We start from the raw sequence: 22,818 nt of genomic DNA on the forward strand, positions 1-22,818 counted from the left end.
GGCCGCTTGACTGAGCCCGAGCCTGTCGGCCCCCTGGAGTGGCGAGGCCGGATTTGACAGCCACCCCTGAGGCGCTCCCTACGCCGTCCCAAGGCGGTCGCCGGGGTGCGCCGGGCGCGGTCGGCCGCCAAGCCGCAGGCGCAAGCCCGTGAGGGTCCCCGGCGGGCGTCGCCTTGGCGGCGCACCTTGATCTATCAGAGAGGAATTCGGAAGCGAACGGCCTGTTCGCCTCGATAGGCGGCACACATCATCACGGTCCGTTGGCTTCACCCACCAGCACCTTCCAGAACACGCTCGATAGCGCATTTGGCGGCGGTTGCTCCTAGCCTGGTGGGGTGGCTTCGGCGTTGCACGTGCTGAAGCGGCTGGTGCTGGGGCGTCCGTTGCGCAGCGACCGGCTGCGGGAAACACTGCTGCCGAAACGGCTCGCTCTGCCGATCTTCGCCAGCGACCCGCTCTCCTCCGTCACCTACGCGACGCAGGAGATCCTGCTGATCCTGTCGCTCGGCGGGCTGGCGCTGCTTTACCTGACGCCGTGGGTGGCGCTGGCGGTCGTGGTGCTGCTCGCCGTCGTGGTTGCTTCTTACTGGCAGGTCGTGCACGCCTATCCCAGCGGCGGCGGGTCCTACGAGGTCGTGGCGCGCAACCTCGGCCGCAATCCGAGCCTGGTGGTGGCTGCCGCGTTGATGGTCGATTACGTGATGACGGTCGCGGTGTCGGTCGCGGCCGGTGTCGACAACCTTGTCTCGGCGGTGCCGTCGTTGTATCCGCAGCGGGTTTGGATCGCCGTCGTCGTCGTCGTGCTGATGATGGCGATGAACCTGCGCGGAACTCGAGAGTCCGGCCAGGCGTTCGCCGTACCGACCTACCTGTTCGTCGCGTCGATGGGCCTGACCATCGTCGTCGGCCTCGGGCAGGCTGCGGCGGGGCATCCGCCGGTCGCGGAGAGCGCCGGTTGGGATATCCGGCCCGAGCAGCTCGACGTCACCGGGCTGGCCCTGATCTTCCTACTGTTGCGGGCTTTCTCCTCGGGATGCACGGCGTTGACCGGGGTCGAGGCGATCTCCAACGGGGTGCCCGCGTTCCGGCGGCCGAAGGACGTCAACGCCGGCCGCACCATGATCATCATGGGGGCGTTGGCGATCGGCTTGTTCAGCGGCGTGACCGCGCTGGCGATGGTCTCCGGTGTGCGGATCGCGAACAACCCGTGCGACCTGATCGGCTTCCCGGCGGACTGCCACAGCACCGGGCAGCGCACCGTCATCGCGCAGGTGGCGGGCGCGGTGTTCGGGCTGGACAGCGTGCTGTTCTTCGTCGTACAGGCCGGCGCGGCGCTGATCCTGCTGCTGGCCGCGAACACCGCCTTCAACGGCTTCCCGATGCTCGGGTCGTTGCTCGCGCAGCGCCGGTACCTGCCGCGCCAGTTGCACACCCGCGGCGATCGGCTGGCGCACTCCAACGGAATCGTACTGCTCGGGTTGGTCGCGATCGCGCTCATCGCGGCGTTCGCGGGGTCCGTGACGGCGCTGATCCAGCTCTACATCATCGGTGTGTTCACGTCGTTCACGCTGAGCCAGATCGGCATGGTGAAGCACTGGAACCACCTGCTCGCCGACGCCTCCGACGCCGCACACCGGGCGCGCTACCACCGGTCGCGGCTGGTCAACGCCGTCGGCGCGGTGCTGACCGCGACGGTGCTGGTCGTCGTGCTCATCACGAAGTTCACCCACGGTGCCTACCTGGTGGTGATCGCGATCCCGCTGCTGTACTTCCTGATGCGGGCCATCCACCGGCACTACCGCGACGTCCGGCGCGAACTCGAACCGGAGCGCGACGGGATCACCCTGCCCAGCAGGGTGCACGCGGTGGTGCTGGTGTCCACGTTGCACAAGCCGACGCTGCGCGCGTTGGCGTTCGCCCGCGCCAACCGGCCGGACACGCTGACCGCGCTCACCGTGAACGTAGACGACGCGGAGACGCATCTGCTGCGCAGCGAGTGGGAACGGCACGGCATCGGCGTGTCGCTGAAGGTGGTGGAGTCGCCCTACCGCGAGATCACCCGGCCGGTCATCGACTACATCAAGCGGATCCGTCGCGAAGGCCCGCGCGACCTGGTGTGCGTGTACATCCCGGAGTACGTCGTCGGCCGCTGGTGGGAGAACCTGCTGCACAACCAGAGTTCGCTGCGGCTGACCTGGCGGCTGCGCTTCGAGCAGGGCGTGATGGTGGTCAGCGTGCCCTGGCAACTCGACTCCAGCCATCGCCGTGACATCGACCGCGTCCACCACATCCCCGGCCACACCCGCCGCGGCATCACCACCCCACCGACCTGACCCCGGCCCCAGCCACCGATTTCGCGCGAAGTCGTCGCTTGGCGTTGCTGGACGGCGTCGTCAGGCTAGGGCAAGGCTAGGGCGGCGAGGAGGCGGTAGGAGTCGAGACGGTCCTCGGCGTCGAAGGCCGTGGTGGTCACCAGGATCTCGTCGGCCCCGGTGCGCGCGGTGAGGTCCTTCAGCGCGATGGCGACCTCGTCTGCCGTGCCGAACACGTGGCCGTCCAGCGCGCCGCGTCGACATGGAGGCGGGATTCGAACCCGCGCCCTCCCGGTCCCGAGCCAGGTGCTCTACCGCTGAGCTACTCCACGAGAACGCCAAGATGCTAGCAAGCGAGTCATCCCGCCGAAAACCTATTTTCGGCCAACAGGTCTCGGGCACGCGAAACCTCTTCCATGCCACTGTGGACAGTCTGGTGGCATCCGTGCTTTCCCTGCACGGGAATGAAGTTCATTGTTGTGCGGAGAATTCACGTCATGGGCGTTACCTGCGCCGAGAACTCGGCCGGGCGCGAGGCCCCCTTCGTGCAATCCCGGACGCACCCGAAGCGTTCAACCTCGACCCGCCGGCGAAGGCGGACGCCGGGATCCCCGACGGGCGACCGGGCCAAACGCGGTTCACGTCGCGCGCACCGCGCCGACGTGGCACGTTGATCCCGTGGAGCTGCAAGACCTGATCCGCGAGCTGTACGCCGCCGCACCCGCCGAATTCGTCCCGGCCCGCGACCGGCACGCGGCGGCGGCCGCCGAACGCGGCGACCAAGACCTCGCAACCCAGCTCAAGAAGCTGCGCAAACCCACCGCGGCGGCCTGGGCGGTCAACCTCCTCGCCACCCAGGATCCCCGAAGCGTGGCCGCGTTCCTGGAGCTGGGCGGGAAGTTGCGAACGGCGCAGCGCGAACTGCGCGGCGACGACCTGCGCGCCCTGGCCGCGGACCGCACCCGCCTCCTGCGCGAGCTCACCAGCAGAGCCACGGAACTCGCCGGGCAGCACGGCCACCGGCTCACCGAACCAACCCGCCAACAAGTCGAGCAAACCCTGACGGCCGCCCTCTCCGACCCCGAAGCCGGGCGCGCGGTGCAAGCCGGGAGCCTCGTCAAACCGCTCGAATACGGCGGGTTCGGCCTCGACGAACTCGCCGTCGCGGCCATCCGCCGCACCGCCGCCCGCCCCAAGCCAAAGCGCAAGGCGGAGCCGCGCGAGGCACAGCGCAGCGCCGAGCTGCGCGAGCTCCGCGAGCACCTGCGACGCACCGACGAGCAGCTCGACGAAGCAGCCGACTCCCTGGAGCTCGCCGAGCGCGAGGAGCGCGAGGCCGAGCAACGCTGCGAGGAGCTGCGCGACGAGCTCGCCCGAGCGGAAGGCGAGCTGCGCGAGCTCCGTCGCAAAGCGAAAACGGCGCGCCAGCGCCGCGAGCGCGCCCAGCACGACCGCGACGCGCTAGCGGAGCGGCTGCGCAGCGCGGAAGCGCGGGAGCGCTGAGCACGCGGTATCCGCGAAGCGGATCGAGGGCCCTTGAACGGTACGGCTCGGCCGGTAACGAGGACGACCGCTTCGACGCCTACGTGCTGGCCGGCACGCTGCGCACGGACCGCGCGAGGCTGCGGCCCCGGCAACCGGATGGCCCGGCCACCGCCACGCTGCGGCCACCGTGCGGGCCCGCCTCGACCTGGTCGCCCACCTGCAACGCGCTTTCCCCCGCGGCGGTCGGGCTCTTCGCCGAGCTGGAAAGCCCGACCGGCCTGGCCTTCCTGGCGCGCTTCGACTGCCAGGACCGCGCTGACTGGCTCTCGCCCAAACGGCTGGCAGCCTGGCTGACCAGCGTGGGCTGATCCCAGCGGCGACGTCTCCCACGTTTGCAGGCATGGTCGCACTGCGTCGTCAACCACTGACAGCGCGGGGCCGTCCGGGATGTGGAAGCCTCCGGCCGCTGGGGTCGGAGGCTCCGCCGGACCGGGAAATTCGGAAGCTCCACGTGCCAGCGCGGAGCGCCCGGTCGACGCCCCCAGGGTAGCGCTCAGCGGCCGTCGCCGGGAGCTCCCCAGCCGCCGCCACCCGGGGTCTCGATGCGGACCCGGTCGCCTCGGTGCAGCGGCCAGGTGCCCTTGGCGGGCAGCCGCTCCTCGGTGCCGTCCGCCCGGATGAGGACGTTGCGGCCCACCTCGCCCGGCTCGCCGCCCCGGGCTCCCGGCGGGGCGTGCCCGCGGCGTTCCGACTGGATGGTGAGCGTGCAGTCGGCGAGCGCTTCGATCTCCCGCACCAGGCCATCACCGCCGGGGTGCCGACCCGCGCCGCCGGAGGACGGGCGGAGCTCGTAGCGCCACACCCGCAGCGGGTAGTCCAGCTCCACCGCCTCAGCCGGGGTGTTCTGGGTGTTGGTCATGCCCGTGTGCACCCCGGACATGCCCGGGCGCGCGGGGGTGCCGCCCTCACCGCCGCCGAGTGTCTCGTAGTAGCTGAACGCCGGGTCGCTGCCGCCGATGAGCAGGTTGTTCATGGTGCCCTGGCCCGCCGCCGGGACCCGGTCGGGGATCGCCTTGGCGAACGCGCCGAGGAGCACGTCCACGATGCGCTGGCTGGTCTCCACGTTGCCCGCCGCAGTCGGGGCCGGGAACGTCGGGTTGACCACCGTGCCCTCCGGCGCTTCGACGCGCAGCGCCCGGTAGCAGCCGGCGTTGGGCGGGGCGTCGGGGTCGGTGAGCATCCGGAGCACGAACATCGACGCCGACAGCGTCACCGCGAACACCGCGTTGCAGTTCACCGGGATCTGCTTGGCGGTGCCGTCGAAGTCCACCGCCACCTCGTCGCCGGACACCGTCACCGCCGCGCGGATCGGGACCCCGTCGCCGATCTCCAGCAAGTCCTCGTTGCGGTAGCACCCGTCTGGGATGTCGCGGATCGCCGCGCGCACCCGGCGGTCGGAGTAGTCGCACACCGCTGCCATCGCCTCGCGCAGCCGCTGCGCTCCCATCCGCTCGGCGAGCTCGCGCATCCGCACTACGCCGACGTGGTTCGCCGCGAACTGGGCGCGCAGGTCGCCGCGGCGCTCCTCGGGGGTTCGCGAGTTCGCCGCGATCAACCGGACCACGTCCTCCCGTTCGCCGTCGGCGTCGGCGATGCGGATCGGCGGGATGCGGACGCCTTCCATCGCGATCTCGGTTGCGGACGCCGGCATGGAGCCCGGCGCGGCACCGCCGACGTCGGCGTGGTGGGCGCGGTTGGCCACGTACCCGAGCAACTGGTCGTCGTATCCGGCGGCGGCGACGATCGTCAGGTCCGGCAGGTGGGTGCCGCCCAGGTAGGGGTCGTTCACGCAGACCTGCTGGCCCGGTTCGAGCCGCCCGCAGGTGTCCAGCACGGCGCGGACGCTGGCCGGCATCGCGCCCAGGTGCACCGGGATGTGCTCGGCCTGCGCGACCATCTCGCCGTCGGCGTCGAACACTGCGGCCGAGCAGTCGGCGCGTTCCTTGATGTTGGGGGAGTAGGCCGCGCGGCGAAGCGCCACGCCCATCTCATCGGCAATGCCGGCCAGGGCGTGACGGAACACCTCCAGCTCGACGGCGGTCAGCTCGGTCATGTCAGCCGCACCACCAAGTTCTCCGATCTGTCCACTGTGGCCAGTTCGTCGCCGGCGAGCAGCGTCGTGGTGTCGGGCTGCTCGATCAGCGCCGGTCCGGCGACCTCGTCGCCCGGCCGCAGCTCGGCCCGGGACACGATCCGCGCCCGCACCGCCCGGTCGCCGATGCCGATCTCGCGGTCCGGTTTGCGCTCCGGCTCGCCCTGGTCCCAGTCCTGCGGCGGGTCCGCGAGAACCGGCTCGCCCTGCGCGATGACCCGCAGCGTGACCACCTCGACCCGCTCGTCCCGCATCTCGTACCCGTACGACTCGCGGTGCGCGGTGTGCAGCAGCTCGCTGAGTTCCGCTTGCTCGGCGACGTCGACCCGCAGCTCGTGCGACTGTCCCGCATAGCGCATGTCGGCCACCTTGGACAGCGAGATCTCCGTTGTCACGCCTTGCTTCTCCAGCTCCCGGCGCGCTTCGGTGGACAGCTCCGACCACGCTTGCGACAGGTCTTCGCGGGCATCCACCAGCACGGTGCGCGACGCCTCGAAACGCGGCGGAGCCAGCAGCAGGCCGAGCGCGCTGAGCACGCCGGGCGCGGGCGGCACCACCACGGCGGGGCAGCCGAGCTCCCGGGCCAGTGCCGTCGCGTGCAGCGGGCCCGCGCCACCGTAGGCGACCAGGGCCAGCCGCGCCGGATCGATGCCGCGCTCGGTGCTGACCTTGCGCAACGCCCGCGCCATCGTCGCCCGGACGACCGACAGCACCCCGGCGGCCGATTCCGGCAGCGCGTCCAGCGCCCGGTGCGCCGCATCGACGTCCAGCCGCAGGCCGCCGAGCTCGCGAGCCGGGTCGAGATGCCCCAGCGCGCAGTGCGCATCCGTCACCGTGGGCTCCTCGCCGCCGAGGCCGTAGCAGGCAGGACCCGGGTCGGCACCGGCGGAATGCGGGCCGACCCGCAGCGCGCCGCCGGTGTCCACCCAGGCGATCGACCCGCCACCGGCCCCCACGGTGTGGATGCCGACGGCCGGGGTCCGGAAAGGCAGCCCGGCGATCTCCGACGACGTCGACACGTCCGGGCGGCCCTCGCGGATCAGGCACACGTCGGTGGACGTGCCGCCCATGTCGAAGGCGATGGCGTCGTCGAACCCGGCCGAGCGCGCGACCGCCCCGGCGGCCACCACGCCGGCGGCCGGGCCGGAGAGCAGCGTGTGCACCGGGGCCGTCGCGGCGAAGTCCACCCCGGCGGTGCCGCCGCTGGAGGTCATCACCGTGATCGTCGGATCGGGCAGGCGGGTGGTCAGATTGGACAGGTAGCGGCGCATCACCGGCTCGATGGCCGCGTTGAGCACGCAGGTGGACGCGCGCTCGAACTCGCGGAACTCCGGCAGCAGCGCGCCGGAGCGGGTGATCGGCACGCCGAGGTCGGCCAGCGCCGAGCACAGCCGCCGCTCGTGGTCGTCGCGGACGTAGGAGAACAGCAGGCTCACCGCGATCGACTCGGGTTCGAGGCGGGCGACCGCGTCCACCACCCGCTCGATCTCGGCGTCGGTGAGCTCGACGATCGCCTCGCCCCGCGGGCTCATCCGCTCCGCGACGGTGACCACCCGCTCGTGCGGCACCAGCGGTTCGGGCTTGGTCGCGGACAGGTCGTAGAGGGCGGGGCGGTTCTGCCGGGCGATCTGCAGGACGTCGGTGAAGCCGTCGGTGGTGACGAAGGCGGTACGCGCGATCTTACGCTCCAGCACGGCGTTGGTGGCGGTGGTACTGCCGTGCGGGAGCAGCCGCAGCACGCCGCCGGGCAGGCTCTCGGCGACGCCGCGCTGGACCCCTTCGGCCTGGTTCGCCGGAGTGGTGGGCACCTTCACGGCCTTCGGCCGGTGACCGGGGGCGTGCACGACTACATCGGTGAACGTGCCTCCGACGTCCACTCCTGCACACGGCCCGGCCTGTCCAGACATCACAGTCACCTGCGGTCAATCATCCCGCATGGTCACCGGTCGGGCAGCTTCGCCGCGGGCGCTGCCGGGCCGGGCGACGAGGGCACTTAGCCCCTATCTCCGGCCAGCAGTTCAGCGGCACCTTGGATCAGTACCGGAAACCGAGGAACGATTCTCGCGCTCCCCGGGGTCGAACGGGGGCAAAATGGCAAAGCGCCTCTTCATCGCTTACGTACCCGCCGCCACGAGGCGCAGGGGAAACCGGAGCCTGCATACTCCCAACTCCAGCCGCTGCAAGAAGCCGGGCGGCTGCCCGGCTGAGATCGTCTACTGATCTGGCGGCCACTCAGGGGTAGATGCTGCCTGGCGTTGTTGCGGCCCTGATATCGACGCGACGCAGCCGCTTGGTGGAACTTTGCGAGCTGCGTTGGTTACGCGTAACCGGGGCGCCCTGAACAGAGGGATTTGGTCTCTGCTGCGGGAAACGGGCCGGCGCGACGCTGTATGGCGGAAAGCAGGGGATTCGATTCGCTGTTGATGCTAGGGAGTAGCCATGGCCAAGAGCTTGTTTTCTGCGCACTTGCCCGCCGTCAGGGGGCACGGGCCCCACTCGCGCTCACGCCGCTCGATGCGGTTCACGGCTTCGCGCCGTCGTCGCACCGCTTCGTTCCGCCGTACGCGCTACTGATCCACTGACCGGCGGCGGTGGTTCGGGATACCGCCGCCACACGTATGCCATGACTCGGATAGCTGCGTTCCTCGCCAGGCTGCGGGCGTTGCTGGCCGTGCCCACCCCCGAATCCGGTGGCCTGGTCGAGCAGGCTCCGGTGGTCGGCGTTCGGGAGATCTTCCGGCGCTTCTGGCCGTACACGCGCCCGTACCGGTGGTGGTGGGCGCTCGTGGTGCTGCTCGTGCTGGTCGGGCCTGTGCTGGACACCGTGACGATCTGGCTGTTCAAGATCCTCGTCGACCAGGTACTGGTGCCCAGGGACTTCGAGCTGTTCTTCGCCCTCGGCGGCGCCTACCTGGGGATCACGGTGCTGTCCGGGATAGTCGGGTTCACCGACGAGTACGTGTCAACCTGGGTCGCCGAGCGGTTCCTGCTGGACCTGCGCACCGATCTGTTCGGGCACCTGCACGGGCTGTCCATCGGCTTCCTGGACCGGCGCAAGACCGGCGACACGTTGTCCCGGCTCACCGGCGACGTCAACGCGATCGAGAACCTCGTGCTGTCCGGGACGATCCAGGCGCTGTCGTACCTGTTCAAGATCGTGCTGTTCACCGGGGCGCTGTTCGTCCTGAGCTGGCGGCTGGCCGTGGTGTCGCTGATCGCGGTGCCGGCCTTCTGGGCGTCCGCGCGGTACTTCTCCCGCCGCATCAAGGCGGCTTCGCGGGAGAAGCGGCGGCGCGGCGGCACCATCGGCGCTGTCGCCGAGGAAAGCCTGAGCAACGCCTCGCTGGTGAAGGCGTACGGCCGGGAAAGCGCCGAAACCGACCGCTTCCACCGCGAGAACCTGGGCAGCTTCGCGGCCGAGATGGTGGCCACCCGGTTGCACGCGTTGTTCACGCCGCTGGTCGACCTGCTGGAAATCTGCGGGGTGCTGCTGATCGTCGGGCTGGGCACCTGGGAACTGTCCCGGGGCTCGATCAGCCTCGGCGGGCTGCTGGTGTTCCTCGGTTATCTCAGCCAGCTCTACAGCCCGGTGCGGGGATTCGGGCGGCTGACCAACACCGTCTACGCGGCTTCGGCCGGCGCCGAACGGATCATCGAGCTGCTGGACGAGATTCCCGAGGTGCGCGACCCGGTCCGGCCGCGGCGCCTCGGCCGGGTCCGCGGTGACGTGGTCTTCGACGACGTCAGCTTCCGGTACCCGAACACCGACCGCGACGCCGTGCACCGCATCAGCTTCGACGTCCACTCCGGACAGACGATCGCGCTCGTGGGGGCCAGCGGGTCGGGCAAGTCCACCGCGGGCAAGCTGCTGCTCCGGTTCTACGACCCGGATTCCGGCGCCGTGACCATCGACGGCGTCGATCTGCGCGAAGCCGAGCAGCAGGCGGTGCGGCGCAACATCTCGATCGTGCTGCAGGACGCCCTCGTGGTGGACGACAGCGTCTGGGAGAACATCGCCTGGGGGCGGCCCGACGCCACCGAGCGGGACGTGCTGGAGGCGGCTCGTGGCGCGGACGCACACGAGTTCATCACGGCGCTGCCAGACGGTTACCGCACCAGGGTCGGGGCGCACGGAAGTCTGCTGTCGGGCGGGCAGCGGCAGCGCATCGCCATCGCCCGAGCGATGCTGCGCGACGCGCCGATCCTGCTGCTCGACGAGCCCACCGTCGGGCTCGATGCGGCATCCAGCGCGCGAGTGCTGGCCCCGCTGCGCCGGCTGATGGCCGATCGCACCTCCATCGTCGTCTCGCACAACCTGATCACGGTCCGCGATGCGAACCTGATCCTGCTGCTCGACCACGGCCGGATCGCGGAATCCGGCACGCACGCCGAACTGATGCACCGCGACGGCGGCTACGCGTCCCTGTACCGGCTGCAGCAGCGGGGCTCGCCTGTACCGCAACGGGAGCCGGCATGACCACTTCGACTTCGCCCGCACCGCTGCGCCGAGGCCAGGAGATCGCGGCGGGCTATCCGGTGATCGAGCACATCCGGCGGGGCGAGGGATACGACTCCTACGACGCATGGAGCACCCGGCGCCACAGTCGGTGCTTCATCAAGGCCGTGCGTCCCGACTGCGCAGCCCGCGCCGAAGCGTGCGAAAACCTCGTGATCGAAGGGAACCTGCTGCTGAAGTTCACGCATCCGCACATCGTGCGCGCGTACGAACTCGCGGAAGCGGCGGACGGTTCGCCGGTGCTGATCATGGAGACGCTGGCCGGGGCGAGGCTGGACAGCTTGCTCGACGGCGGGAAGCGCCGCCTCACCGCCCGCGAACTCGGCTACCTCGGTCAGCACGTGTGCTCGGCGATCCGCTACCTGCACGAGCGCGGCTACCTGCACCTGGACCTCAAGCCCGGCAACATCATCGCCGAGTGCGGCCGCGCGCGCGTTATCGACCTGAGCCTGGCCCGGTCACCGGGCCCGAGCCGCGGCGGGGCCGGAACGCCGTGCGCGATGGCGCCGGAACAGGTCCGCGGCGGGATGCTCGGGCCGGCGACCGACGTCTGGGCCATCGGCCTGGTGCTCTTCGAAGCCGCGGCCGGATTCAACCCCTTCGAGGTGCCGGGGCAGGCACAGCGGACCGGGGAGGAGATGTTTCCCCAGCTGGAGACGGCCGCGCCACCTATCCGCGCTTCGCGGCGGCTGCCTCGAGCGCTGGCGGATTCGATCGACGGTTGCCTGCGGTCGGACCCCGATCAGCGCCCGACGCTGGTGCAGCTCGATGCGGTGCTCGCCGCGATCACCGGCGACGAGGATCTGCGGACTCTCGGCGGTGCCGCGGCCCCGGAGCGCTGATCGACCGCCTGGCGTTCCTGGCAGCGGGCCCTCCTGGCTTTGTCGCCGACCACGAACTGTCCCCCGGCGGGAATGGGGATCATGCCGGGGCTCACCGCTCAGGCGGCGTCGCGCAGCCTGGCGTCGAGCGCGTCGAGGTCGGGGACGAACCAAACGTGGTCGGCCTTGTTCGACTCGTGCACGAGGGCCCGCAGGGCCGAGCTGGCCGCCAGGTGCCGGGAGATGTCGCCGACGACGACCAGGCGCACCCGGTAGTTGACGAACTTCTGCATGACCTCGCCGGCGAAGCGGGTGCCCAAGGTGAAGAAGCGCTCGTCGAGCCGGCTGGCGGGCACCGCGACCACCTCGGCGCCGGCGTAGGACGCGCCGATCAGGTCCAGGGCGTCCTGCGTGGTGGTCACCGGCGGCCCGGCCGGGTCGCACACCAGCACCTGCACCCCGGCCCGCTCCTCGATCGCGTCAGGCACCGCCGACCTCCCCGGAGAGCAGGCCGTTGTCGCCGTCGAGCACGGCTTCGATCAGCTGCAAGACCTCGGCGGTGGCTCCTGCGCCGCCAAGGACCACGAACTTCATGCGGTTCCGCTCCTCGTCGTAGACCGTCTGGATGCGCAGCGGGTGCGCGGGGTTGCTGGCGGAGTTCGCGCGTGTTCAGGCGATCGGCCGCGGCCCGGTCGACGCCGTCGATCTGCACGATACTCGACACCTCGACAGGTGTGGCACCGGCCGATGGCGGCTGCGGTTTCCCGGTATGGGGAGAGATGGGGAGAGATGGGTGGGGATGGGTGGGGATGGGTAGTTTGTTGTGTGGATGTTTCCGTGAGTGTTTTTGGGTGCTAGAGCCCCCCCAAAAACGCTCACGGGTTATGCGCTGCACGTAAGGGAATCCGGCTGGCACGAGCACCGGCTGCTCCGGAGCCGGAACCCGGCCCTCAACCTGCACGTGTTCTCGACGGGGTGCCCCGAATCCAGCGGATGCTGCTCTTCCGCGACTAGCTCAGCCGAGGGTGATGTCCTTGGTCTCCGGCATGCGGTAGGCGACGACGGCGCTGATCACCAGCAGCACCACGGCATATCCGAGGAAGACGTCGCCCCGACCACCGCTGGCGAGCCAGGTCTGCAGGTACGGCGCGCTGCCGCCGAACGCTGCCGTGGCGATGGCGTAGGGGAATCCGGTGCCCGTCGTTCGCATCCGGGTCGGGAACAGCTCCGCGAACACCGTGGGCATGATCGCCGGACCGGGCGCGATTACGAGCAGCGCGATGATCATCGCCACCGCGAACTGCCAGACCTGGTCCTGGACGAGCCAGCTGAGCGGGTAGCTGACCACTGCGCTGCCCACCAAGGAAAGCAGCAGCACGGGCCTGCGGCCGATGCGGTCCGAAAGCGCCCCGAACAGTGGCAACGACAGGATGAACACCGCGTTGGCCGCGGCGCCGACCCACAGCGCCGCGGCCGGGTCGAGCTCGTGGATGCTGATCGCCTGCGCGGGCGCCGAGACCACCCAGGTGTAGAACACCACGGTGCTGCCGACGGTCAGCCCGATCACCCGCAGGCACGCGGTGCGCTGCTCCCAGAAGCTCCGCCACAGCGGCGGCCGGGCCTCGGTCCGCTGCCGGTCGAAGGCCTGCGTCTCAGCCAGCCGCATCCGCATTACCAAGGTGTAGAGGCCGACGACGCCGCCGAGCAGGAACGGCACCCGCCACCCCCATGCGCTCATCTCGCCAGGCGGCAGTGCCGTCGTCAACGCCGCTGCGAGGGCGGAGCTGGCCAGGATTCCGCAGGTGCCCGAGACGTAGACGAGGCTGGACCAGATACCGCGCCGCCCCTGCGGCGCCATCTCGGCCACGTATGTCTGCACCGCCGGCATCTCGCCGCCGTGCCCGAGTCCCTGGCACAGCCGGGCGACCACGAGCAGCAGCGCTGCGCCGATGCCGATCGACTCGTAGGTCGGCGCGATGCCGATCAGCAGGCTGCCGCCGGAGGCCAGCGCGATGGAGCCGACCATGGCGGTGCGGCGACCGAGCCGGTCGCCGAACCGGCCGAACAGCAGCCCGCCCAGCGGCCGCATCAGGAACCCGACGGCGAAGATCGCCAGGCTCGACAGCACCGCGCTCGTGCTGTCGTGGGCGGGGAAGAACTGCGCGGCGAAGAACGGGGTGAACACCGCGTAGGCGTTCCAGTCGAACCACTCCAACGCGTTGCCCGCGCCGGTGCTGACGATGGTCCGCCACTTCCGTGGCGTCGCGCACCGCTCGGTCTCGATGATCAATGCTGCCTCCGGATTTCTCAACGCTGACAACGAATTACGCGCGGGCCAGGCGGTGGACGGCGAGTTCGGCGTAGAGTGCAGCGCCGTCGGCGAGCACGCTGTCGTCGAAGACGGCGAACTCGGAGTGGTTGTCCGGCGCGGTGTCCGGGTCGCGGTCCGGTGGGCAGGCGCCGAGGAAGATGAACGCGCCCGGCACCTGTTCGAGCACCCGGGAGAAGTCCTCGCCGCCGGTGACGGGGCGGTCCAGCCAGGAGAACCGGTCGCCGCGAAGCTCCGTCGCGACCTGCGCGGCGAACTCGGCCTCGGCGTCGTCGTTGATCGTGGCGCGCACGTACTCGCTGAGCTCTACGTCCACCTTGACGCCGTGTGCTGCCGCGACGCCGTTGCAAACGGAGGTGATCCCGTCCCACACCGCGTCCCGTGCGGACGCGGAGAACCAGCGCAACGTGCCGTCGAAGACCGCTTCGCCCGGGATCACGTTGCCCGCGTTGCCGGAGTGGAAGCTGCCGATGGTCAGCACCAGCGTCTCGAACGGGTCGATGGTGCGCGCGACCAGCGCCTGCAGCGCGCCGACCATTTCGCAGGCCGGGGCGATCGGGTCCTTGGCCCGGTGCGGGGTGGAGCCGTGACCGCCCGCGCCGCGCACGGTCACCCGCAGCAGGTCGCCGCCGGCCATGAGCGGGCCGCGCCGGGTGAGGAAGGTCCCGAGGCCGTGGCGCGCGGCCATGACATGCATGCCGTAGGCGGCCACCGGGCGGGACCCGGAGGCTTCCAGCACGCCTTCGGCGATCATCTTCCCCGCGCCGTCGCAGCCTTCTTCGCCGGGCTGGAACATCAGCACCACGTCACCGGCCAGCTCCGCGTGCCGTTCGGTCAGCAGCCGCGCGGCGCCGACCAGCATCGCGGTGTGCAGATCGTGCCCGCACGCGTGCATCCTGCCGTCGAACCGGGAGGCGTAGTCCAGGCCGGTCCGCTCCGTCACCGGCAGGGCGTCCATGTCGCCGCGCAGCAGCACCGTCGGCCCCGGACGAGAGCCGCGCAGCACCGCGGTGATGGAGCTCAGCCCGGTGCCGGTGGTGATCTCCAGCGGTAGCCCGTCCAGCGCGGCCAGCACTTTCTCCTGGGTGCGCGGCAGGTCCAGCCCGAGTTCGGGCTCGGCGTGCAGCTGCCGCCGCAATCGGACCAACTCGTCTTGCAGCTCGCGCTCGGACAACGGCCGTCTCCTCACCTCGTGATCACGTCACGGCCATGATGACCGCCCGTCATCCGGCGAGCACCAGAGTGTCGGGAAACCGTTGCGGATGCACGTTCGCGCGCCGGAAACGCTCGCCTTCAGCCGGGAGCGCCTCGCGGCGTACAAGTGCCCGCACGAGGTCCGGATCCTGGACGAACTCCCCAAAGGCTGGCTGGAGCAGGACAACACGGTGCTGACCTGGCTCGTCGTACCGAAGCCCCGGAGCGGCCCGACGCAGTCCCACCGGGAAGATCCTCAAGAAGTCCCTCCGCTAGCGCCGGGCCGGCGATTTCGCGCGAAATCGCCGGTCGCTGTGAGGCGGAGGCGGCGATTTCGCGCGAAATCGCCATCACTCCGGGTGACCACGGCCCCGGCGGTCAAATGTGCTCGGCGAGGTTGGCGACGGATCGTCCCGCCAGCCGTCCACGTCGCACTCGTCCGGGATGGCCAGGAACGGCGCCACGTCGACCGGGTAGCGCAACACCCGGCCGTGCTTCTCGGCGAACCGGGCGTGCGGGCCGGTCAGCGAAGCCCAAGCGGGATTGTCGAGCAGCGGTGATGTCATCGGCGACGCACCTCGCCCGTCCGGAACCTCATGCCCTCCCCCTTTTCGCTCGATGCCACGCCGTTCAAGCATCCGCGCGCCGTCGCTGTTCCCATATCGCCAGGTGGGAATCCGGTTGCGGACGGACGCCGACGCCTACCGACACAACCGGCTTGACGCGCTGAAAGCGTTTGTGGTCTGATCCGGGCAGCGTCGCGTGTCGGTGGCAGCCTGTGTCAGGCATGGAGGCGCGGGTTCGAAGGGTCTTCATGACCACTCTTTTCAATCACACCATCGTCGCCGCGCGCGACAAGCAGGTATCGGCATCCTTTTTCACGGCGATGTTCGACCTCCCGCCGGCGGAGCCCGGCGGCCCCTTTCTCACGGTCTACCTGGATGCGGGAGTGACGCTCCTGTTCGCCGAGCCGGGCATCGAATTCCCGCCGCAGCACTACGCATTCCTCGTCACGGAGGAAGACTTCGACGGCATCTACGCCCGGATCCAGGAGGCGGGGCTCGACCACTGGGCGGATCCGCACCGAAAGCTCCCCCAGCAGTACAACACCAACCACGGGGGCCGAGGCGTCTACTTCCTGGACCCGTCGGGCCACTACCTCGAAGCGATAACCCAACCCTACGAGGCAGATCCGCAGAAGTGACCGAAGTGGACGGTTAGTAGCGGCGCGGTGCCCGCCCGGTCTCGTATCGGGCGGGCACCGCGTACGCGGGCCGAACCTGTTGTAGCGCTGGTGGTGGCTGGTACCGTCGGGGGAGCTTCGGGCGGAGGGGCTGGTTCGCGATGGCGGGCACGCATCCCGAGGTTCCGCCCGACGGCGAACGCGACGACAGCTTGTTGATCAGCGAGGAGCGGCAGCGCGATCCGCTCTCCCAGCTCGTCGAGTTCGAGCACGACGTCCACCAGGCCACGAGTGGACGAGGTGCTCTGCCCGCGAAGCACCTCCCGGCCACCCCGACAACGCCCCGCGCTACGACCGCGGGCCTCGGTTGCTATCCGAGCGGGCGTGGTGCGTCGAACTTCTGGCGGACTTCTTCGGCCACCCCGGGATTCCCGGCGGCTTCGATCAGCTTGGCGAGGCGATGGGCGGTCAGAGCACGCACCGGGTTGTCCCCGTACAGGCCAATCCTGTCCAAGACCACGCCGACGTGGTCGCTGGTGGTCCTGTTCCCGTGCATGAGCTTGCGGTAGATCCCGTACAGCACCGCTGCGGACAGCGGAACTGTGACCCAGGCTGGCCACTCCAGCAGCAAGCCGAGCAGGAGCGGTATGACGGCCGCGAGTGCCAGGCCGCCGTACAGGATCCGGTTTTCCTTGCTCATCGAGCAGCCTCCTCGGGGACTCGGTTGAACGTGTAGTCGGTGGCGTGCAGGCCCTGCGCCATGTCGATCAGCTGGGACAACCGCACGAAGACCTCGGCGCGTCCGTTCGGGGTGCGGCTCCAATCGCGCGCGAGGACGTGCAACGAACCGAGCAGGTGGAGGTGCCGGCTCGCCGCGTCCGCCAGGATGCCGAGCAGCAGGTCGTACGCCGCAGTGCGGCCGGCGGCGTCGAACCAGTGGCAGACGCGTGGCGCGACGATGTCCGGGCGGGCGAGCATGGTCGCACGCCAGCAGAAACCGAGCTGGGAACGGATCGTGTGGTCCGCCGCGAGGGGTTGGGAACGCTTGCTCGAATCGGCAAGCCGCCACGGGTCCGCGACGGCGAGGAACAGGAAGTGGTCGGCGGGCGACGGCTGCTGCTTCGGCAGATCTGCTGTGAGCCTTTCGAGCAGCAGCCGCAGCAGTATCGGATCGCGAGAGATCAGCTCGACGAGGGCCTGGTGGGCTGTCGGGGCGCCGGTCCCGTCTTCGCGGCGAGCCCGGTGGTGGAGCCGGACCAGAGCTTGTTCCGGGTAGGCCGGAGCGATCACCTCGGTGCACACGTCCACCACGATCTGCCCGACGTCGCCGGGAAGGTTGTCGCGCCGCGACCACTCGTACACCAGGCGCCGGAAGAAGTGACCGTGGCGCTCGTTATCCAAACCCGCCAGGAGGGCTCGTACCCCGTAGTCGCGCAGTACGTTCGGCGCTCCGTTCTGCCTCGGAAAGATCCACTGGTCGATCAGCCACTTCACGTGCCCCGGCGAGTTGGTGCGCAACGACTGTTCCACGAACCGGTCGACCAGGTTCTTTCGGTCCTGCACGGTGAACTGCTCGATGCGGATGATGCCGTCCACCCACCGGCAGAACGGCTCCCGAAGATCCGGATAGTTGTCCCAGAAGTGTTCGCGCAACGCCCGGTCGTAGCTGAGCCGGCTGAACTCGATCCGGTTGTTCGGCGCGACATCGATGTTCAGATCACCGAGCTGAGTGCGGTAGCCCTCCTGTTCCATCCGGGGTTCCTCGCGTCCGTCGAGGCTCAACGAGCTCACCAGGCGATGGGAGGCGAAGAACACCGCGTCGCTCGACGCTCCACGGCACATCGCTGCGGCGAACAGCACCGTACGCCGCCGACCGCCTGGCACCTTGTTCAGTTGCTCCGTCACCTCGTCGCTGCGGTCGATTCGGGCGGAAACCGCTTCACTGAGCCAGATCGAGAGATCTCCGCCTCGGTTCGTGTCCCGGGCGAGCACCACCATCTGCGCGAGGTTGGCGATCTCCGACATCGGTGCGGACAGGATGCGTGCGAGTTCCTTCGAAGTCAGCTGCTGCTCGGAGAGGAAGATCCCCTCCGCTTCCAGGTGCCGTCGCAACACCGAGGCGCCGTGTGGCCGGTCGATCCGGGCCCCGAACTGCGCGAGGTCCGGGTCGAGGTGGTGCTTGCGGAAATCAGGCACGACGGCGGCGAGAAAAGCCTTGTGTTGCTGGAGGACCGTGCGAAATGAGAGAAGATCTCGTTGCCGGGCACGGAACACGTCCTCGTTGCTGTCCGAGAGGTCCAGCACGAACAGGTGCCCGGGCTGGACCTTCAACTTGTCGAGGCTTTGGTCCTGCTTGTGTGCCTCGTCGTCAAGCACGGTGAATGGGGTGTGATCGTCGGCGAGTTCGTCCAGGAGCATCTTCGCCGCAGTGCGTCGACCGCTTCCCGGTAGCCCGGTGAGTACGACGGTGCGGGACTGCCGCAACATGTCCCGCGCGACGCCCAAGTTCGGTGGCGGCTCGAACCGGAGCTTGAGCCAACGCAGATCGTCCTTCGGGGTCAACCGTGACCCGCGAGCCTGCTGCTGGACGCTCTCGTGAATCGTGAAGTAGACCGGGTTGATGTTCTGATCGCCGGAGCCGGCGTGGATCGGGCTGCCCTGCGTGTTGTGGAATTCGTTGTTGGTTTCGGTCACCGGTGCTCGCCTCGCTCGCGCTTCGAGCCGAACTTGTGGCGGATTCCGCCGGTGTTCTTGCCCGTGATGTGGGTCGCCCCGTCTCCGTAGGAGATGTGCTGGTCACCGCCGTCGGTGCTCACCGGGCCCGTCGGGCCGTTGAACGCCGTGTTGGTTATCGATCCGCCGCTCATGTCGCGAAGCTGCACGATGTTTCCGTTGACCGGACCGCCGTTGGTGTAGTGCACGGCGTCGGTCGAGGACGCTTTCGCAGTCCGGTCGACGAGCCCCGGCACCAGGTCTATGAGTTCGGTGGCGATCCGATCGAGACCGGCCTCGGCGCTTCCAGTGTCGTAGGTCAAGGACTGGAGGTCGGCCAGCGATGCCAGGGCACGCGGAAGATCGGCGGCCACCAGTCGAGGCAGCTTCCGTCCACACAGGATCGGGATGATCCGGGCACCGCCGCGCATGGCGTTCAGGATCTCCTTGCGGGTCCAGTCATCCTTATTGCTCAGTGCGCGATTTCCGTCTCGATCACGAGCGTCGAGCCATTTCGGGCCGATCAGCACAAGCAGCACGCGGGCACTGGAGGACGCCGTCGACAGCCCGGTGCGGTAGTTCTCGCCGGGGCGGATGGACTTGCTGGCGCGGAAGACCCGTTCACGGCCGAACCGCGCGGACAGGTTCTGTTCGATCGCTACCGCGGCATGTTCGCAGTCTCCGGTGCGGTAGTTGATGAAGATATCGGGCACAGCGGTACCTCACTTCTGTGGGAATGAAGAGTTCTCAGGCGGTCTGGTTGTGCAGCGTGGCGACCAGCCTGGGTTGCAGCTCACGCACCGAGGATGCTGTGTGGAACCGCGAGAGCACGCGGGCCACGCGCCGGAGATCGGTACTGATGGTGGCGGAACTGACGGTGTCGACCATTCCGAGGACCTGCACGAGCAATGTGCAGGCGTGGTCGATGTCGCCCGCCGTGGCGTGCGCGAGGGCGCGGCGGACGCCGTAGCGCGCTTGGGACCGAAGAGCGTGCGGCGGAACTCGTTCGACTTCCCGGTCGAGGATCACCGTCGCATCCCTCGGGCGTCCCAGATCGTGAAGGCACCATCCGGAGACCATCGCGACCGGGTCGGTCAGGTTCGCTGTGCCGAGTACCGGTCCGGCTTCGGGCTGGGCCGTGCTGAGCAGATCGCGAGCTCGGTCCAGGCTCCGCATGCAGGCGTCGTAGGCTCCGGCCAGCGCGTGGCCTTGTGCCTCGCGCTGCGCGGCGAGTCCGCGAATGCGGGCGGACGTTGCGATCCGTTGGGCTTGCTGGGCGAGGTCGATCGTCGCCAGTGCGTCCTCTCGGTACAGAGTGACCAGCGCTCGGCGCACCAGGGAATATGCCGCCAGTGACCGGTCCTGTCCTGCATCCGCGAGCTCCACGGCGCGGTCGGTCCACCACAGGGCGGCCGCGTTGTCACCCGACTCCTGCGCCATCCAACCCGCGAACTCGGCATACCGCGCGCCCAGCACCAGGAGTTCCGCACTCGCCGCGGGTTTGGCGCGGGCGGCGAGTTCGCGGAGGGTGTGGGTCTGCGCGATGAGCGCGGGCAGCACCACCGACGGGCTCGCCGTCTGCCCCAGCCTGCGGAACTGGTCGAACATGGTGCGGAACGTCGAGACCGTGCCGTCCTCGGCGATTGCGTGACCGCCGCCCATGCCGAAGGCGAGCACCGAGGCCGCGCCCGCCGCCAGCACCTGCCGCCGGTCCATCGGCCGGAACCAGCTTCTCCCGCCTGAATCGAGACTCATCATCCACACCTCACCGTCGCCGTTCACCTCGGGCAGCGGCGCTTCGGAAGACCGCGCGGGAACCAGGTTCGCGAGTTCCCCACCGGCTTCGAGGATGGAATCACAACGCCGGGCGAAGTCCGGTGTCGGTCCTTTCCCACCGGTTTCGATCTTGCTGACGTAGCCCTTGCTGTAATGCAGCAGCGCGGCCATTCGAGTGAGGGAAAGACCGGCCGCGGTGCGCAGTCTTCGAAGCTCTGCCCCGAACAGTATGGGCTGTTCAGTCACATCGTCCTCCGGGTTTCCCGTTGCCTGGTTCGGCAAGCGACGGGAAAGGGCTGTTGGTCCCGAGCGGTTTTCGCGCACGGTGAAACGTGCCGGTCCGGCGGCTGGCCGACCGGACCACCGGCAGACCTTAGGAGAAGAGATGATCAAGGATGAGCTCGTCCGAGAATCGACACCCGAACGGCGCAATCCGTCCCTGGCGAGGTCGCTCGGACGGGTGATGCTTGCATTCGTGTTCACCGCCGCGCAGGCGTGGGCGTTGCTCGTCCTTGCCGGCATCGCCCTTTCCGGTGTTGAGTTGTTCGCCTTGGTGCTGGTGCTCTCCGCCGCATTCATCGCAGTCCTCGACGCATGGAGGGAAATCAGGTCCTGCACGGCTGCGCGCCGCTCGTCGGAGGATTGTGGCGGAGAACTGGACTCCCGAGCCGGAAAATAGAGCCGTTTCCCGTTTCCCGTTGTAGAAGGCAACGGGAAACGGTGTTTCACCGGATCATCTCGGATGTGCGTGCGTCATCCCGGTCGTCGACGCGACTCGTGAGTGGTGTCGGACTCAAGAGCTGCAACAGCGGCAGGCTGCAACAGCGGCGAAGGACACTCACGAACCGGTAGTCCCCGCCTTCCGGCGGTGGGGCCGAACTGCTTGGTGAAGCGGCCGGTGAACAGATCCGCGCCCTTGTACTCGGAGACCATCGCGGCAGGGGTGCCGACCGGGCCATCGGGGGAGGGCAGCTGTCCGACACCGCCGCTCGTGCCGAGCGGGAGCAGGATCATGGGGAAGGGCGGGGGCTGGTAGGTGGCCGTGGGTTGCTCGCCGTTCAGCTGGGGGTGCTTGCGGGCGACGGGATCCACTGGGAAACGCCATTATAATTCGTTTAGCGAACTATGTTGCGACGGTGTCGGCCGCGAGGGGCCCTGGCTCGACAACCGGGCGTGCTGCCGCGGAGAAGTACGAGTTCGACGTCGGCAGGAACATCGGCGCGCCGGCGCCGGCGTGCGTCGTACCGCCCGCGATTCTGGCCTCGGCGCGACGCACTGGTTCGCCGACGGCGCGACTCGATGCCTGAAGGAGCAAGGAGTCTGTCCCCGTGGGAAACCGGCCGGCTACTGGGGTGGGCGTCGGGTGGCCAGTTCCAGGATTCGGTCGGCTGCTGCGGCGTCGGTGATGAGGGTGGTGACGATGCCGGAGCGCAGGACCGCGTCGATCGCTTCGGCTTTCGGTTCCGTGTAGCCCAGGGCGATCACTTCCGGGACTCGGCGGAGTTGGTCGTGGGTGATCGCCAGCACGTGGTGGGCGAGGCCCGTTGACAGGGCGTTGCCGTCCTCGTCGAACAGGCGGGCCGCGATCTCCGCCGTTGCTCCTCGTCGGCCGATCGAGTCTCGTTCGCTCGGGGTCAGCGCGTCGTAGACCGTTGATTCGCCCGGTTGCCACGCGCCGATGCTCACCACCGCTTTGGTCAGTTGCTGGAACTGGTCGAAGGTTTCCGCGATGCCCGGCTGCTTTCGCAGGATGTCGGTGGTGCGGCGGTCCGGCAGCACCAGCGGGCCGTAGATCGGGTAGGCGTCGCCGCCACCGACCTGCGCGACCCGGCCCACCGTCTCCACCGACCGGTCGCGCATGTCCATGCCCGCCTGCACCCCGCACAGCTGCACGATCGGGCACTTCGGGAGCGACTTGACCGCTTCGGCCATGGCGTTCACCGAACGCGCCCAGGCCAGGCCGATAACGTCGTCCGGGGTGGCCAGCTCGGTCAGCAGTTGCGCCGCCAGCGTGCCGATCCGGCGGCGCAGTTCCGGCCGGTCGCCCTTGCTCTGTGCTCGATTGAGCACCAGGACGCGGCGGAGCCCATAGGCGGCGCGGACCTCGTCCGACAGCGGCAGGTCCACCGGCACCGGAAGGTCGAACTCGATGCGCACGAGGCCGGTTTCCTGCGCTGAGCTCAGGATCCTCGCCACCTTGAAGCGGCTGATGCCGAACTCCTCCGCGATCTCCATCTTCGAGCGGCCCTGGGTGTAGAACCGGTGCGCGATCGAGGCCGCGGTGAAGGTGTCGGTCAGGCTGAATCTCTGCCCTTTGGTGCTCATGTGAGCACGATAG

21 protein-coding genes, 1 tRNA gene and 1 pseudogene are annotated in these 22,818 nt (G+C 69.2%); 7 read left to right on the forward strand and 16 right to left on the reverse strand.

Features of this window, described 5'->3' with window-relative positions:
• Nucleotides 1-335: 335 nt before the first annotated feature.
• A complete protein-coding gene (locus FDZ84_RS21785; RefSeq protein ID WP_168587413.1) occupies nt 336-2,333 on the forward strand; it encodes an APC family permease in 1,998 nt (665 codons plus the stop codon).
• 65 nt (nt 2,334-2,398) lie between these two features.
• Here FDZ84_RS21785 and FDZ84_RS21790 read toward each other — a convergent pair whose 3' ends face one another.
• The gene (locus FDZ84_RS21790; protein ID WP_210435040.1) at nt 2,399-2,548 is read right to left on the reverse strand and encodes a hypothetical protein; all 150 of its coding nucleotides are present in this window, start codon (nt 2,546-2,548) and stop codon (nt 2,399-2,401) included.
• 24 nt (nt 2,549-2,572) lie between these two features.
• Nucleotides 2,573-2,644, reverse strand: a tRNA-Pro gene (locus FDZ84_RS21795).
• Nucleotides 2,645-2,990: 346 nt separating this feature from the next.
• Between FDZ84_RS21795 and FDZ84_RS21800 the strand changes: the two genes are divergently transcribed.
• The gene (locus FDZ84_RS21800) at nt 2,991-3,815 is read left to right on the forward strand and encodes a hypothetical protein (protein WP_168587414.1); all 825 of its coding nucleotides are present in this window, start codon (nt 2,991-2,993) and stop codon (nt 3,813-3,815) included.
• Between the two features lie 83 nt (nt 3,816-3,898).
• Nucleotides 3,899-4,165, forward strand: a complete 267-nt coding sequence (locus tag FDZ84_RS21805; RefSeq protein WP_168587415.1) for a hypothetical protein — start codon at nt 3,899-3,901, stop codon at nt 4,163-4,165.
• A gap of 185 nt (nt 4,166-4,350) precedes the next feature.
• Here the strand turns inward: FDZ84_RS21805 and FDZ84_RS21810 are convergent, their stop codons facing one another.
• The gene (locus FDZ84_RS21810; RefSeq protein ID WP_168587416.1) at nt 4,351-5,910 is read right to left on the reverse strand and encodes a hydantoinase B/oxoprolinase family protein; all 1,560 of its coding nucleotides are present in this window, start codon (nt 5,908-5,910) and stop codon (nt 4,351-4,353) included.
• Nucleotides 5,907-7,856 carry a hydantoinase/oxoprolinase family protein gene (locus tag FDZ84_RS21815; RefSeq protein ID WP_168587417.1) on the reverse strand — a complete coding sequence of 650 codons (1,950 nt, stop codon included), beginning with the start codon at nt 7,854-7,856 and terminating at the stop codon, nt 5,907-5,909. Before FDZ84_RS21815 ends, FDZ84_RS21810 begins: the two co-directional genes overlap by 4 nt.
• 716 nt (nt 7,857-8,572) lie before the next feature.
• On the opposite strand from FDZ84_RS21815, the gene FDZ84_RS21820 reads away from it, so the two are divergent.
• A complete protein-coding gene (locus tag FDZ84_RS21820; protein ID WP_168587418.1) occupies nt 8,573-10,426 on the forward strand; it encodes an ABC transporter ATP-binding protein in 1,854 nt (617 codons plus the stop codon).
• Nucleotides 10,423-11,307, forward strand: a complete 885-nt coding sequence (locus FDZ84_RS21825; RefSeq protein ID WP_168587419.1) for a serine/threonine-protein kinase — start codon at nt 10,423-10,425, stop codon at nt 11,305-11,307. The genes FDZ84_RS21820 and FDZ84_RS21825 overlap by 4 nt, the downstream gene beginning before the upstream one ends.
• A gap of 98 nt (nt 11,308-11,405) precedes the next feature.
• Here FDZ84_RS21825 and FDZ84_RS21830 read toward each other — a convergent pair whose 3' ends face one another.
• The 6 genes and pseudogenes from FDZ84_RS21830 to FDZ84_RS40820 form a co-directional block, all read right to left on the reverse strand.
• Nucleotides 11,406-11,774 (reverse strand): DUF4180 domain-containing protein, encoded by a 369-nt coding sequence (locus FDZ84_RS21830; RefSeq protein ID WP_168587420.1) that lies wholly within the window; start codon nt 11,772-11,774, stop codon nt 11,406-11,408.
• A gap of 527 nt (nt 11,775-12,301) precedes the next feature.
• A complete protein-coding gene (locus FDZ84_RS40810; RefSeq protein WP_371812910.1) occupies nt 12,302-12,826 on the reverse strand; it encodes an MFS transporter in 525 nt (174 codons plus the stop codon).
• Nucleotides 12,818-13,606: pseudogene (locus tag FDZ84_RS40815) on the reverse strand (MFS transporter); the annotation flags it as partial. The gene FDZ84_RS40810 and the pseudogene FDZ84_RS40815, both read right to left, overlap by 9 nt.
• Before the next feature lie 4 nt (nt 13,607-13,610).
• Nucleotides 13,611-14,789, reverse strand: a complete 1,179-nt coding sequence (locus FDZ84_RS21845; protein ID WP_168587422.1) for a M20 family metallopeptidase — start codon at nt 14,787-14,789, stop codon at nt 13,611-13,613.
• A 49-nt stretch (nt 14,790-14,838) separates the two neighbouring features.
• Entirely contained in the window at nt 14,839-15,054 is a 216-nt protein-coding gene (locus tag FDZ84_RS21850; protein ID WP_168587423.1) for a hypothetical protein, read from the reverse strand.
• A gap of 105 nt (nt 15,055-15,159) precedes the next feature.
• Nucleotides 15,160-15,375: a hypothetical protein gene (locus FDZ84_RS40820; RefSeq protein ID WP_371812650.1), complete on the reverse strand. Its 216-nt coding sequence runs from the start codon at nt 15,373-15,375 to the stop codon at nt 15,160-15,162.
• Nucleotides 15,376-15,623: 248 nt separating this feature from the next.
• On the opposite strand from FDZ84_RS40820, the gene FDZ84_RS21860 reads away from it, so the two are divergent.
• The gene (locus FDZ84_RS21860; protein ID WP_210435041.1) at nt 15,624-16,013 is read left to right on the forward strand and encodes a VOC family protein; all 390 of its coding nucleotides are present in this window, start codon (nt 15,624-15,626) and stop codon (nt 16,011-16,013) included.
• A 349-nt stretch (nt 16,014-16,362) separates the two neighbouring features.
• On the opposite strand, the gene FDZ84_RS21865 is transcribed toward FDZ84_RS21860, so the two are convergent.
• The 4 genes from FDZ84_RS21865 to FDZ84_RS21880 are packed head-to-tail and all read right to left on the reverse strand — an operon-like array spanning nt 16,363 to nt 20,726.
• A complete protein-coding gene (locus FDZ84_RS21865) occupies nt 16,363-16,692 on the reverse strand; it encodes a hypothetical protein (protein WP_168587424.1) in 330 nt (109 codons plus the stop codon).
• Nucleotides 16,689-18,686, reverse strand: a complete 1,998-nt coding sequence (locus FDZ84_RS21870) for a hypothetical protein (RefSeq protein WP_168587425.1) — start codon at nt 18,684-18,686, stop codon at nt 16,689-16,691. Before FDZ84_RS21870 ends, FDZ84_RS21865 begins: the two co-directional genes overlap by 4 nt.
• Nucleotides 18,683-19,417, reverse strand: coding sequence for a toll/interleukin-1 receptor domain-containing protein (locus tag FDZ84_RS21875; RefSeq protein WP_168587426.1), 735 nt, complete (start codon nt 19,415-19,417; stop codon nt 18,683-18,685). The genes FDZ84_RS21870 and FDZ84_RS21875 overlap by 4 nt, the downstream gene beginning before the upstream one ends.
• A 34-nt stretch (nt 19,418-19,451) precedes the next feature.
• Nucleotides 19,452-20,726, reverse strand: coding sequence for a helix-turn-helix transcriptional regulator (locus FDZ84_RS21880; RefSeq protein ID WP_168587427.1), 1,275 nt, complete (start codon nt 20,724-20,726; stop codon nt 19,452-19,454).
• Between the two features lie 139 nt (nt 20,727-20,865).
• On the opposite strand from FDZ84_RS21880, the gene FDZ84_RS21885 reads away from it, so the two are divergent.
• Complete coding sequence (locus FDZ84_RS21885; protein WP_168587428.1) at nt 20,866-21,159, forward strand: hypothetical protein; 294 nt, start codon at nt 20,866-20,868, stop codon at nt 21,157-21,159.
• Between the two features lie 74 nt (nt 21,160-21,233).
• On the opposite strand, the gene FDZ84_RS37875 is transcribed toward FDZ84_RS21885, so the two are convergent.
• Both FDZ84_RS37875 and FDZ84_RS21895 read right to left on the reverse strand, forming a co-directional pair.
• Nucleotides 21,234-21,572: a hypothetical protein gene (locus tag FDZ84_RS37875; RefSeq protein WP_210435042.1), complete on the reverse strand. Its 339-nt coding sequence runs from the start codon at nt 21,570-21,572 to the stop codon at nt 21,234-21,236.
• Between the two features lie 252 nt (nt 21,573-21,824).
• A complete protein-coding gene (locus FDZ84_RS21895; protein WP_168587429.1) occupies nt 21,825-22,805 on the reverse strand; it encodes a sugar-binding transcriptional regulator in 981 nt (326 codons plus the stop codon).
• Nucleotides 22,806-22,818: the final 13 nt, after the last annotated feature.

Origin of the sequence: Saccharopolyspora sp. ASAGF58 (assembly GCF_012277335.1) — a bacterium.
Lineage (GTDB): Bacteria > Actinomycetota > Actinomycetes > Mycobacteriales > Pseudonocardiaceae > Saccharopolyspora > Saccharopolyspora hattusasensis.

What these genes read in the sequence shown, in the direction of transcription:
- FDZ84_RS21895 (WP_168587429.1), bottom strand. Translation starts at nt 22,805, where the DNA reads ATGAGCACCAAAGGGCAGAGATTCAGCCTGACCGACACCTTCACCGCG.
- FDZ84_RS21810 (WP_168587416.1), bottom strand. Translation starts at nt 5,910, where the DNA reads ATGACCGAGCTGACCGCCGTCGAGCTGGAGGTGTTCCGTCACGCCCTG.
- FDZ84_RS21825 (WP_168587419.1), top strand. Translation starts at nt 10,423, where the DNA reads ATGACCACTTCGACTTCGCCCGCACCGCTGCGCCGAGGCCAGGAGATC.
- FDZ84_RS21885 (WP_168587428.1), top strand. Translation starts at nt 20,866, where the DNA reads ATGATCAAGGATGAGCTCGTCCGAGAATCGACACCCGAACGGCGCAAT.
- FDZ84_RS21815 (WP_168587417.1), bottom strand. Translation starts at nt 7,856, where the DNA reads ATGTCTGGACAGGCCGGGCCGTGTGCAGGAGTGGACGTCGGAGGCACG.
- FDZ84_RS40820 (WP_371812650.1), bottom strand. Translation starts at nt 15,375, where the DNA reads ATGACATCACCGCTGCTCGACAATCCCGCTTGGGCTTCGCTGACCGGC.
- FDZ84_RS21820 (WP_168587418.1), top strand. Translation starts at nt 8,573, where the DNA reads ATGACTCGGATAGCTGCGTTCCTCGCCAGGCTGCGGGCGTTGCTGGCC.
- FDZ84_RS21860 (WP_210435041.1), top strand. Translation starts at nt 15,624, where the DNA reads ATGACCACTCTTTTCAATCACACCATCGTCGCCGCGCGCGACAAGCAG.
- FDZ84_RS21865 (WP_168587424.1), bottom strand. Translation starts at nt 16,692, where the DNA reads ATGAGCAAGGAAAACCGGATCCTGTACGGCGGCCTGGCACTCGCGGCC.